This is a genomic window from Paenibacillus sp. J22P165, from assembly GCF_059692015.1.
Map to the genome: position 1 here is coordinate 271,546 of NZ_JCAUAP010000001.1, position 12,171 is coordinate 283,716.

The following is a 12,171-nucleotide window of genomic DNA, read 5'->3' on the forward strand; positions in this document are numbered from 1 at the left end:
GAAGAGAGGTATGACTGTGGCAAATGTGGAGACAGAAGGACTAAAGGCAAAAGCAAGTGAGTATGAAGAGCCGAAGGAGAAGATACAGATTCCTGCGGAGAAGAAAGCGGAGATTCAGGAACGGATCCTGAAACAAATCTCCGCTGAGTTGCAGCTGCCTGCCGGCAAAGTGAAGACGACGATGGAGCTGCTGGATGAGGGCAACACGATTCCGTTTATCGCACGTTATCGGAAAGAGATGACGGGCGAACTCGACGAGAATCAGCTGCGGGATATCGAGGAGCGCTTGCAGTACTTGCGTAATCTCGAGGATCGCAAAATCGAGGTTGTTCGTCTAATTGACGAGCAGGGTAAGCTGACGGATGAGCTGCGGAGTTCAATTGAACGCGCTGTGAAGCTTCAGGAGATTGAAGATCTTTACAGGCCGTACCGCCAGAAACGGAAAACAAGAGCCAGTGTTGCGAAGGAACGCGGATTGGAGCCGCTTGCAGCGTGGATTTGGAAGCAGCCTCGTCAAGGCTCGCTAGAAGAAGAGGCATCGCGTTACATCAACGCGGACAAGCAGGTTGGAAGCGCCGCTGAGGCGATCCAAGGCGCGATGGATATCCTAGCGGAGAATATCGCGGATGATGCGAAAATACGGGCCTGGGTGCGTCGATACACGCAGGATAATGGCATTATGCGGACAGAGGCTAAGGATGCGAAGGCAGAATCGGTCTATGAGATGTACTATTCCTATCAGGAGCCTGTGAAGCGCCTGCCGCCGCACCGTATTCTCGCGATTAATCGCGGGGAGCGGGAAGAGATCCTGAAGGTTAGTCTAGATGTCCAACCGGATAAAATACACGATTTCATGCTGCGTCAAATCGTAAGAGGCGATTCGGTTGTGCGTGACTTACTTCGTACGATTGTCGAAGACGCGTACAAACGACTGCTGGCGCCTTCTGTTGAGCGCGAAGTGCGCGGTGAAATGACGGAAGCGGGCGAGGAGCAGGCGATTAAGATTTTCGCGGAGAATTTGCGAAATCTCCTGCTGCAAGCACCGATCAAGGGCCATGTGGTACTAGGTGTCGATCCGGCGTACCGGACAGGCTGTAAGCTGGCCGTTATTGACGACACCGGTAAAATGCTTGAAATCGCCGTCACCTACCCAACTCCACCGAACAATAAGGTGGCAGAGGCGAAGGCGAAGTTCAAGCAGTTGATCAGCAAATACAGCGTGGAGCTGATAGTGATCGGGAATGGGACGGCGTCCCGTGAAACGGAGCAGTTCGTTGCGGAGCTGATCGGTGAGATCAAGGAGCGGAAGCTCAAGTACTTGATCGTCAGCGAAGCGGGCGCGAGCGTGTACTCGGCGTCGAAGCTGGCGCAGACGGAGTTCCCTGAGCTCGACGTGGCCGAGCGCAGCGCGATTTCGATCGCGCGGAGGCTGCAGGACCCGCTCGCGGAGCTTGTGAAGATCGAGCCGAAAGCGATCGGCGTCGGGCAGTACCAGCATGACGTTTCGCAGAAACGTCTGGACGAGAACTTGAAGGCCGTAGTAGAATCGGCCGTTAACCATGTCGGGGTGGACTTGAACACGGCGTCCCCGTCCTTGCTTTCGTACGTGTCGGGGGTCAATGCGACACTTGCGAAGAACATCGTGAAGTATCGCGAGGAGAACGGCAAGTTCAGCTCCCGCCAGGAGCTGTCGAAGGTTCCGCGCCTTGGCGCGAAATCCTTCGAGCAGTGTGTCGGGTTCATGCGGATTGCCGGCGGCCGGAATCCGCTCGACAACACCCCGATCCATCCGGAGTCTTACGACGTGGTGGATCGGTTGTTCAAGGAGCTGCGCATCGAGCTTGCGCAGCTGGGCTCTCAGCAGCTGCTAGCGCTGCTGCAGACGTTGGAGCCAGAGGAACTGGCTCCTAAGCTTGGTGTAGGTGTCCCGACGATGAGGGACATCCTAGACAGCCTGCAGCGGCCTGGGCGGGATCCGCGGGACGAAGTCCCCGCGCCGATCTTCCGCACAGACGTGCTGCAGCTGGAAGACCTTGTGCCGGGCATGGAATTGACCGGCACGGTGCGTAACGTAATCGACTTCGGCGCGTTCGTCGATATTGGCATTAAGAACGATGGGCTGGTGCACATCTCCCAGCTCAAGAACGGCTTCGTGAAACATCCGATGGATGTGGTTTCCGTCGGAGACATCGTCCAAGTGTGGGTACTCAACGTGGACCAGAAAAAAGGCCGCGTCGGCTTGACCATGAAAAAACCGCAATAATAGGTGTCAGTTAGCAGTTGTTTGTAATTTGCATTTGAATTAGCAGGCAGTTGGGAGTTCCTCCCAACTGCTTTTTTGCATGGACCTTGTCCTCATGGACGCTCATCTAATGTTCCTGCTCACCCCCTACTTCTGTGCACCTCCCACCTCCCTCACCATATAAGTCGACGCATACCGCTGACCGGCAACAAGGGAAAGCATTCCTTCCATCGAGAGGCGGCTGAGCCACGCTGCAGCGACACGAATATGTACGTTGCACTCGGCTGCGACTTCTTGAAGACGAACTTTGCCATTTCGCCGATTGGCGATCTGGAGGATAGTTTGCTTTCGCAGCTCCCACATGTCCGTTTCAAGATCAGCGATGGTGCGAGGATGTGGTTTGCTGAGGGAAGATATCCTTCTTCTTTCATCCAAGGGGATGACGTTGTTTTGACTGCCGTTCTGTTTCACCTGATCAAAGAGTTCTTCCCCCAGTTGCTCGTTATAATGTGCGCTCGGTTCCCTTATCCCTACAATTCGACGATGCTTCTCACGCATTCTTCGTAACCACTGACTGCTATTTTGCTCCATGTCACTAAGCCCCTTTTTACCCGATACGCAAAAAAAGCACAAACGAACTGCAGAATATGCTGCAATTCGAGTGTGCTTCACTCAGGTATTCGTATTTTAATTTCCGAATGGTTGATTACTTTTTATTACATTTATTTACAGTATAGAGGGCACATTTAAAATATGCAACTGTTTTTTCCTGATCTTGATGTCGTCAGGTTTGTATACTTTTTCTCACATGTTGAATCTTCCTAACATGGTCGTATGTACCCATGGCAAAAAAGCCAGCACTTGTGGCACAAGTACTAGCTTTTTTATCAAAATTTACGCTTACTCGGTCCGTCCGTCGATTGGCTATCAGGCCACTCCTCTTGTGAGCGGCGAGTGCGGTAAAAGTACCAGCTATCGTTCAATAATCGAATTTGTCTGCGGTTTTTGTTCTGGAAGGCACGCATTAATTGATTACAAAGCCATTGTGGCATATGCCCATCCCCTTCTTCGCCATGTACTTCTAGCATATGAAGAATGAGGGAAATGGGTGCAGGTCCCGATTGTTTAGAGATCAAATTCCTCTTCGTACCATTGCTCAAGCTGTGCTTGCAGGGCACGAATTTCAGTCAACAAGGAGATCAGCGGGTACGATTTCTCTTGGATACCAGCGAACGTTTTCTCCAAACCATTGATGTAGTCCAGGCCTTGGATAAGCGTATAAGTCGTACCGATCAATTCCAAGTCGTCACATTCCGCAATAACGCGTGGAAGCTGCGGCACATGGTCAGCGGTTAATTTCTCTAATTCTTTGTGCAGACGTTGGTTTAAAGCTGTTAATTGATAGGAATAGGAGGAAGGCATCTCGACGAATTCAAGTTGTTGGTCAAGCTTCAAAATCGCATAGCGCATTTGTGGCATGTGGTGGTTCAATTCCTTTCTGTATAGGGCGTTCGATCTTCTTTTCTACTTGACAGTATAGCCGTAGATACGGTACAAATTCAAGTAAGAACTTGTCTTTTGAAGTATTTATGTGTTGGTATTCAAAGTATTTAAGGCTTGTCATGAGTCCTGTTCCTGACTTGTCATTGGGAGTGTTCGTTATGGAAGATCGTGAGCTGCAGCAATGGATCGAGCAGATTTCAATGGAATCGTTCGGCAGGCCCTTCGTTCATCAGGCACGTTTTAACCGAAGATTACGGTCGACGGGTGGACGTTATTTTATGAAATCGCATGATATTGAGATCAGTTGGAGCCAGTGGGAAACCTATGGGAGAGATGAAATCGAGAAGATCATCAAGCATGAGCTTTGCCATTATCATTTACATATTTTGAAGCGAGGCTATCAGCATCGAGATCAGGATTTCAAAACTTTGCTAGCCCAAGTCGGAGGTACTCGATATTGCCAATCATTACCGCGACCCCGGGCGAAACAGCCCTATAAATATAGGTTAGAGTGCGTAAATTGCAAGACAGAGTATTATCGGAAACGTAAAATGGATGTCCGTAAATTTGCTTGTGGAAATTGTAGGGGAAAATTGAAATCGTACACACTTGACTTAACAGCGCCTTCATAATAAAATAAAACTTGTCCATTCCCTGATAGCTCAGTTGGTAGAGCACTCGACTGTTAATCGAGTTGTCACAGGTTCGAGTCCTGTTCGGGGAGCCATATGGAGAGATACCCAAGTGGCTATAAGGGGACCCTCTGCTAAGGGGTTAGACTGCGTAAGTGGTGCGAGGGTTCGAATCCCTCTCTCTCCGTCACGAAATAAGTTCAATGGCATTCATGCCGTTGGGCTTATTTTTGTTCATCTCAAACTCAACCTATTCTAACATTTTTCTAATAAGTGTTAAATGTTTGTCCTCTATAGTGAATAAAAAAGCATCATGATGGAGGAACCCACTGTGACTAAATTATTTTCAATACGCGTACGGCTCATTTTATTGCTATTGATTCCATCCCTTTTATATTTAGGTACGAGTGTATACTTACTGCAGCTAAACAAATCGAATACGGATGCGCTTAGCTCCTCCTTGTATGAGACGACGGAGAAGAGTACCTCCTTTATTTTGAATGCTGATCGTGATATGTACCAAGCTTTAACGGCGTATCAATTGCTGGTATCGGGCACTTTGACTGCGGAAGAGAAAACAAGTCAGTTGAAGGCGCTGAAGGAAAATATTGATCAAACGAATGAAAGAGTTGGACAGGCAATTGCGATTTTAAAAAGTAAAGAATTGTTGCAAACCCCACATACCGAGTCAAAGGTGACGATAGAACAAAGCGCTGCGAGCTTCCAAGTGTCATTCGATCAGTGGAGCAAAGAAGCAAATGCTGTTGTTCAAACGGGGAACGTTGGTAAAGGGGTATTGAATGAAACGAAGCTGGCGGCTACCTTTGAAAAAGGACGCGAGGGTCTGAATGTTATTGGTGAAATTCTAGACGCATATGCCACCCAAAGTATCGGTGATATTAAGCAGCAAAATAGTAAAACGGCACAAGGCGTCTATGCTGGTGTGGGAATCATTATTGTCCTACTGTTTGGAGCTGGCGGATGGGTGATTACGAAAATTATGCTTATGGTTCGCAGGATTTTGACGATTACAGGCAAGGTTGCTGCCGGAGATTTGCGTCATGAGCCACAGCTGACTTACTCGCAGGATGAACTGGGACAGATTTCGGAATCGGTTGATAATATGGTTGCGAAAATGAAGGGCTTAATCGGCACGATCGCACACAATACGCAATTCGTGCACGATGCTTCGATGGAGCTTTCGGATAGCTCCAAAGAGTCTGCCCACGCTGCGGAACATGTGGCTTCGAATATTCAAGAAATGACCCAGGAAGTCGAAGTACAGGCAAGAAGCAGTGAAGAGACAAGCCGAGCGATTGAGGAAATGGCGATTGGGATTCAACGTGTTGCTGAGAATTCAAGCGTGATGGCGGATCATTCTTCATTAACCTCTCAGCATGCAACACTAGGGAATGAGTTGCTCTCAAAGCTGCAACATCAAATTGTAAATATGTTGAGCTCAGTCGAGCAGTTGTCTATGACGGTACAATCGCTAACTCGGAAGTCTGATGAGATAGGACAGATTGCATCAAGCATTACGAGCTTCGCGAATCAGACCAATCTCTTGTCGTTGAATGCTTCCATTGAGGCAGCTAGAGCCGGGGAGCATGGCAAAGGTTTTAATGTCGTTGCGCAAGAAATCCGCAAACTGGCCTCACAATCCATCGAATCTGCTGACGGGATCAATCAGTTAATTCACGAGACGCGAGTCGAGATTGAGAGCGTATCACACTCGATGAATGCGACGAAGCAGGAAGCGAGCACAGGCTCGCAAATGATGCAGGAAGTGAACCAGAGCTTTGATACGATCATGCAATCTGTGACGCATATTGTCACGCAGATTCACGAGACCTCGGCCATCACACAACAAATGTCGGCTAGCTCGGAAGAAATTTCGGCGACCATGGATCAGTCAGCTTCAAGCTCATCACAAATTCTCGTGCGGTCTCAGTCCGTAGCAGCAGCAACAGAAGAGCAGCTTGCCATGATGCAGAATATCGCTGCTGCGTCGGAACAGTTGAAGTCTGTTGTCGACACCTTGAACGAATCTGTGTCTTATTTCAAAATCAAATAAAGTGTGGAGTAGGGGGTTCTCATCCTTTTTGTAGCGAGGGCATGGGAACTCCTAACTTATCCGCTTTAACTGGCTTTATTTCCAAGAATTAGGCTTGTCAAAGAAGGAAGAATCCTTTATAATAACAATTGTCGTCCTTAACGGGCTGAAATGTTCAATTGACGATTTTATGGCCCGTTGGTCAAGTGGTTAAGACACCTCCCTTTCACGGAGGTAACAGGGGTTCGAGTCCCCTACGGGTCATTGTTTTATTCTCTCATGCGGTCGTGGTGGAACGGCAGACACACCATCTTGAGGGGGTGGCGCTCACAAGGCGTGGGGGTTCAAATCCCCCCGACCGCATCCCAGTATTGATTTTCAGGTTTTATAAGGTAAATTTAGATAGTGTACTTACTTGAACATTTTTCCTATACCTTAGACCACTTACTTTTCAGAACGTCAAAATTCTGATTTGGGAGTGGTTTTTTTTGTTGCTAAAGTTTGCTATCTAAGAGTTTAAAGATGACCGAGAATACAAGAACTCATCACCTAGAACGATTAGAACTTATCTTATGACATTGAATTAGTTTCAAATATTTGGAGAACTGATAAATAGTAAGGTTTATATACCTAGATTTTTTAGCAATGAAGAAGAAATTGAAGGGCATCTGCATGAATACATCGAAAGGAGCAAGTCCTGTTAGCGCATTATGGAGCAATTAAAGGAAGTAACAAGTTCAAAGACTGCGATATTGTAGCAATTTACGGTATCTTGCATAAGAACGAAAATAATTAAATTGCCAAGGTGAAGCCATTTACGAGCAAGTTGGCGAAGTCTTAGATGATATTGACGTACAAAGTATGACAATGTTAGAAGGTGCAATGATAATCGCATCGAAGCTGTTGAATTGGTGGACATGCTTACTGAATTTTTCGCAGGGGATTAAGCAGAGTAATCAGCGTAACAACGCTGAAAATGTAAAAGGTCAAGTTTACATCTTGCATCATGATAAGCTACTTCTGGAAAATATCGCTTTAAAGCTTTCAAGTTGCACGATTAGCGAATGGTATCCGGAAAGTTATAATTGAAACAGCTATTGTAAATAAGGGTAATAATCCAAAGCAATAGCGATCAAACCATTCTCATGAATCACCTCATGGTTATGCTTCCCAGTAGAGGGGGAAAATGAATATCACGAGGGTACTTTTCTTATCCTCCAGTTGTTTTAACTAACGAATCGGCTTATACTGTTTAATTTTACATTAATAAAGAAAAACAACAGTCCCCCATCTTTTTAACAGTGAGGGTGAATATTATCTACACATATAGCAACACCACTTTTTTACCCGTTGAACTAGGATAGTATAGTGTGATAAACAGTGAAGCGACATCAACTAATAAGAACAAAGCGTTGCTGAAACACACTACCATAATAATTTAAGTGAACACTTTACATAGTAGGGGAACCACTATATAATTTGGTTTAATGAACTGAAAAGTAAGTGTCAACCTTATGTTAAGCCTTATTGCAGTAAGCGGTAGTGGTGGAATGGCAGGCACACCATCTTGTGCGGGTTCAAATCTCGCTGACTGTATTACAGCTTTGAAATGCTAAGAACCCTTACTGTGTAAGGGTTCTTACTTTGTTTGTTCTAATTTGACTCTAACTATCTGTTTTTCTTATACTTATTCCTCTGTAACAGTGGTCATGGTCATTTTCTCTCTAAAGGTTGTATGTCTTTCTTAGTTGTTTTGCCTTCGACAAAGGTTCTCAAAATTTTCTTTATTTAGATTTATTACAACACATGTGTATTATAGTAATTAACGAAGGTTATTTAGCAAAGAGTAAAATTGCTTTTACTTATTAAATTCTAAACTATCATGAAAAGAGGATAATTTAATGGTTTTTTCATCAATAATATTTATATTTTGGTTTTTACCAATTGTTTTATTGTTATATTATGTATGTAATAAGGAATATAGAAACATTTACTTAGCATTAGTAAGTTTTTTATTTTATTCGTTCGGTGGTCCGAAATATTTGATTATAATGTGTATATCAATCTTAATAAATTATTCTTTTAGTTTATTAATTAATTATATTACAAATGTAAAAGAAGAGTTGAAAGGGTATAGAAGGGTAGTATTATTTTTAATAGTTTTTTTAAACCTTTTATTGTTGTTTTATTTTAAATATTTCGACTTTACTTTGCATACTATTAATAGTATTTTCAACACATCTATACCATTAAAGAATATTATACTTCCTATTGGAATTTCTTTTTATACTTTTCAAGGTTTATCATATAGTTTAGATGTATATATGGGGAAAATTAAAGTGCAAAAAAATATTATCAACTTAGCAATTAATTTTTCCTTTTTTCCACATCTTATTGCAGGGCCAATAGTACGATTTAAAGATGTAAATGACCAAATAGATCATAGAGAATGCACTTCTGATAGATTTGTTGAAGGTATACATAGATTTATTTTTGGGTTAGCTAAAAAGGTAATAGTAGCTGATAATATGGCTTATGTTGCAGACCAAATTTTTGGGTTAGACCCTAGTAGTCATACAGTAGCTATAGCATGGGTGGGCATTATATGCTACACGTTGCAAATTTATTTTGATTTTAGTGGTTATTCCGATATGGCTATTGGACTTGGCAAGATGTTTGGCTTTGAATTTTTAGAAAACTTTAATTATCCTTATATCTCAAAATCTATAACTGAATTCTGGAGAAGGTGGCATATCTCGCTTTCTAGTTGGTTTAGGGATTATCTTTACATACCATTAGGTGGTAACAGAAAAGGTAATATATATTTTAACTTAATCGTTGTTTTTTTGGTTACTGGTCTTTGGCATGGTGCATCGTGGAATTTTATAGTTTGGGGCTTGTATTATGGTGTTTTCTTGATTATCGAAAGAATATTTAAACAATTTAAAATTAATATTAAAATCCCTGCACCTATAAAATGGTTTTATACAATTATAGTTGTTATAATTGGTTGGGTATTTTTTAGATCAACTGATCTAACATATGCAATTGGATATTTAAAGGCAATGTTTGGACTAGGACAAGCAACAATTTCAAATATTAATATTCTTTGGTATATGCAACCAGAATATTTATTTATATTTTTACTTGGTGTTATATTCTCATTTCCTATTAAAAATAAACTTTTATCTTTTGGTTTTATAAAAAATAAAAACACAAGATTTGTGATTTATAATTTCAGCTTATTTTGTTTATTTATTATTGCTATTATGTATGTTATGAGTTCTACATATAGTCCATTTATTTATTTTAGATTTTAAGGAGTACAAGTGATGAAAAAAATAAGCGTTATTATTATAATTATTTTTATTTTATTTATATCTTTACCACTATTATTTTCTAATAGGATACAAGGCGCAGTATCAAAAGGTGAGAATAAAGTTCTTGCAAATTTCCCTGTTTTATTTGAAACTAATACTGGTAAAATAAATACACACTTTTTAAGTGGCTTCGAGACATGGATTAATGACAATATTGGATTTAGAAATGTTTTATTAAAGCTACATGCTGAAATGTCTTTTAATATTTTTAATACATCACCAACAAACTCAGTTGCTATTGGTAAAGATGGATGGTATTTCTACAAAGAAATGGGTGCTGGAGGTAATTGGATCAATAATTTGACAATTGCTATTAATAAGTATCCTATTGATGATGTTGGGTATAAAAAAATTTCGAAAATTCAAGAAAATGTAAAGAACTATTTAAGCTCTAAGGGTATCGATTATATTTTTGTTGGCGCTCCTGGTAAAGTTAGCGTCTACCCAGAGTACATAAAAGGTCTTAAGCCAAGTATGATTGAAACTCCAGTCGATAAACTGGGTAAAGAACTACCAAGTGATTTTGATTATATTAATCCAAAAGCAAAAATTATCGAGCTGAAACCAAATAAACAAATGTATAAAAAGACAGATTCACATTGGACGGATTATTCTGTTTATTTAACTTACGGACTAATTAAAGATGTTATAAAAGATAAAAAATATTTTTATGACGTTAAGTTATATACTAAAGAAGTTGATGTGACAAATCAGTTTGATTATGCTAAGATGATTGGTTATAATTTGGTAGGAAATGAGACTGTACCAACCCTCGAGGTCGAAAATCCAAATGTTAAAGAAGTAGAAAATCCTGATTTAAAAAATTATATATATAGTCAGCAACAAGTGGATCAATTTTTCACTAAAGGTGGAATACAATTTTATTCGAATGAAAAAGCAAAAGGTACATTATTACTTGTTTGTGATTCATTTTTCTATGGTTTTATGCCACAATATTTGGGGGAAAACTTTAAAAATGTAATCGTTGTTCGTTCTAATTATTTAAATGAAGATGTTATTAATAAGGTTAAACCAGACTTGGTAATATATGAATCTGTAGATAGAGCTTTTAATTATAGATTACAAAATGATGGATTCTTAGAACATTCGAAATTCATTAAATCAGAAGTATATACAAAAAATATTCCTATAAGTAATAACAAAAAACCTTCAATGTTCATTGATAAATTTAATGGTAATCAAATTTATACCACACAACTATATGTTAACAATGACAGCAATGAAGTTAATTTAAGTGGATGGGCTGTGGATAACTTATCTAACTCCGAAACTTCAGAGGTTATAATTAAAGTTGGAGATAAATTTTATCAAAGCAAATCTAACATTTCGAATGAAACTGTTGTTAAATACTTCAATAATCCAAAGTATCTTAAATCAGGCTTTAGTGCAGTGTTAAATAAAGATGAAGTTTTAAAGGCAGAAGAAATATCTGTTATAGTAGTTTCTAAAGATGGGAAATATAGCTATGAGCCTAGTGTATACAAAATCGTAACACAATAAATTTTGTGTTTGGAGTAAAAATGAAAAGAGCTCGGTATTATTTTACAGAGTAATGTTTTCCATAGAATAAGTATTGAATTTCAATAAGATGCTGAGTGTTTCAGCAAGAAATGAATTCTATGGTTCAACTAATAATGTAGTTTCTCAGACAAAGGAACATAGGGAAGATAATAATATCTTTGATTTTCCAGTTGTGGCTGATTTTCTTACTCCAGTAGGAACAAAGCGAATAGATAAGGTTTATGATTATTATAGATTCTTGGATATTTCAAATGAGGAAATGAAGTGAATGAAACTTTTGGGAATCATTTTGTCATTAGACTCAATGATTTTCTAAACAGAATAGAAAAATTCATACTCGGTTCAGTAGATGAACCTTGTGAATAGATGTTGAAATAGATTCAGCTCTTTCTTTTTTTAATTTAGATATTTCTTAATGAAGTAATGGTCAACATATTTGGTCACACTTTTTCTTTTGATTAAGTGACTGCACACAGTATCCCAAGAATATCATACTGAAAAGCCTTTTCTTATATGGATTATTGTTCTGTGTGCAGACCTTACAGAAAGACCATCAGAGGTCAGTTCAATTCCTTGTCTTGTGGCGATGTATTAGCTAATTGAGATAACTTTGGGCATGTTGTGCTTTGTGTGGGGGGGACTGCACGAACTATTGAAGCAGAAACGGTAAAAAATACAAATAAAATACAGTAGTTATTATGGTGACTATCATCTGGATATATAGCAACTCCACTTTTTTACCTGTTTAACTAGTATAGCGTGTCAAAGTAAAAACAGTGAAGCATCATCAACTAATAAGATCAAATCATTCGTTGAAAC

At 40.5% G+C, this 12,171-nt stretch carries 8 protein-coding genes and 4 tRNA genes; 9 read left to right on the top strand and 3 right to left on the bottom strand.

Features of this window, described 5'->3' with window-relative positions; translation table 11 throughout:
* Nucleotides 1–10: 10 nt before the first annotated feature.
* Nucleotides 11–2,263: a Tex family protein gene (locus AC58QM_RS01190; protein WP_497280675.1), complete on the top strand. Its 2,253-nt coding sequence runs from the start codon at nt 11–13 to the stop codon at nt 2,261–2,263.
* A 126-nt stretch (nt 2,264–2,389) separates the two neighbouring features.
* On the opposite strand, the gene AC58QM_RS01195 is transcribed toward AC58QM_RS01190, so the two are convergent.
* The 3 genes from AC58QM_RS01195 to AC58QM_RS01205 form a co-directional block, all read right to left on the bottom strand.
* Nucleotides 2,390–2,833 carry a hypothetical protein gene (locus tag AC58QM_RS01195; RefSeq protein ID WP_497280677.1) on the bottom strand — a complete coding sequence of 148 codons (444 nt, stop codon included), beginning with the start codon at nt 2,831–2,833 and terminating at the stop codon, nt 2,390–2,392.
* Nucleotides 2,834–3,129: 296 nt separating this feature from the next.
* The gene (gene cmpA, locus AC58QM_RS01200) at nt 3,130–3,294 is read right to left on the bottom strand and encodes a cortex morphogenetic protein CmpA (protein ID WP_141692697.1); all 165 of its coding nucleotides are present in this window, start codon (nt 3,292–3,294) and stop codon (nt 3,130–3,132) included.
* Nucleotides 3,295–3,367: 73 nt separating this feature from the next.
* Nucleotides 3,368–3,721, bottom strand: a complete 354-nt coding sequence (locus AC58QM_RS01205) for a hypothetical protein (protein ID WP_056608646.1) — start codon at nt 3,719–3,721, stop codon at nt 3,368–3,370.
* A 182-nt stretch (nt 3,722–3,903) separates the two neighbouring features.
* On the opposite strand from AC58QM_RS01205, the gene AC58QM_RS01210 reads away from it, so the two are divergent.
* From AC58QM_RS01210 to AC58QM_RS01245, 8 genes are all read left to right on the top strand, one after another.
* Complete coding sequence (locus tag AC58QM_RS01210) at nt 3,904–4,377, top strand: SprT family protein (protein WP_497280679.1); 474 nt, start codon at nt 3,904–3,906, stop codon at nt 4,375–4,377.
* Between the two features lie 19 nt (nt 4,378–4,396).
* Nucleotides 4,397–4,472 (top strand) — tRNA-Asn (locus tag AC58QM_RS01215).
* Nucleotides 4,473–4,475: 3 nt separating this feature from the next.
* Nucleotides 4,476–4,564 (top strand) — tRNA-Ser (locus tag AC58QM_RS01220).
* Nucleotides 4,565–4,708: 144 nt separating this feature from the next.
* Entirely contained in the window at nt 4,709–6,451 is a 1,743-nt protein-coding gene (locus AC58QM_RS01225) for a methyl-accepting chemotaxis protein (protein WP_497280681.1), read from the top strand.
* A 171-nt stretch (nt 6,452–6,622) separates the two neighbouring features.
* A tRNA-Glu gene (locus tag AC58QM_RS01230) sits at nt 6,623–6,694 on the top strand.
* Between the two features lie 17 nt (nt 6,695–6,711).
* Nucleotides 6,712–6,793 (top strand) — tRNA-Leu (locus AC58QM_RS01235).
* Nucleotides 6,794–8,331: 1,538 nt separating this feature from the next.
* Nucleotides 8,332–9,750: an MBOAT family O-acyltransferase gene (locus tag AC58QM_RS01240; protein ID WP_497280683.1), complete on the top strand. Its 1,419-nt coding sequence runs from the start codon at nt 8,332–8,334 to the stop codon at nt 9,748–9,750.
* A gap of 12 nt (nt 9,751–9,762) precedes the next feature.
* A complete protein-coding gene (locus AC58QM_RS01245; RefSeq protein ID WP_497280685.1) occupies nt 9,763–11,331 on the top strand; it encodes an alginate O-acetyltransferase AlgX-related protein in 1,569 nt (522 codons plus the stop codon).
* Nucleotides 11,332–12,171: the final 840 nt, after the last annotated feature.

Excerpts from the sequence above, each read along its gene's own strand:
- AC58QM_RS01190 (WP_497280675.1), top strand. The coding sequence starts at position 11 with ATGACTGTGGCAAATGTGGAGACAGAAGGACTAAAGGCAAAAGCAAGT.
- AC58QM_RS01240 (WP_497280683.1), top strand. The coding sequence starts at position 8,332 with ATGGTTTTTTCATCAATAATATTTATATTTTGGTTTTTACCAATTGTT.
- AC58QM_RS01195 (WP_497280677.1), bottom strand. The coding sequence starts at position 2,833 with ATGGAGCAAAATAGCAGTCAGTGGTTACGAAGAATGCGTGAGAAGCAT.
- AC58QM_RS01205 (WP_056608646.1), bottom strand. The coding sequence starts at position 3,721 with ATGCCACAAATGCGCTATGCGATTTTGAAGCTTGACCAACAACTTGAA.
- cmpA (WP_141692697.1), bottom strand. The coding sequence starts at position 3,294 with ATGCCACAATGGCTTTGTAATCAATTAATGCGTGCCTTCCAGAACAAA.
- AC58QM_RS01210 (WP_497280679.1), top strand. The coding sequence starts at position 3,904 with ATGGAAGATCGTGAGCTGCAGCAATGGATCGAGCAGATTTCAATGGAA.
- AC58QM_RS01245 (WP_497280685.1), top strand. The coding sequence starts at position 9,763 with ATGAAAAAAATAAGCGTTATTATTATAATTATTTTTATTTTATTTATA.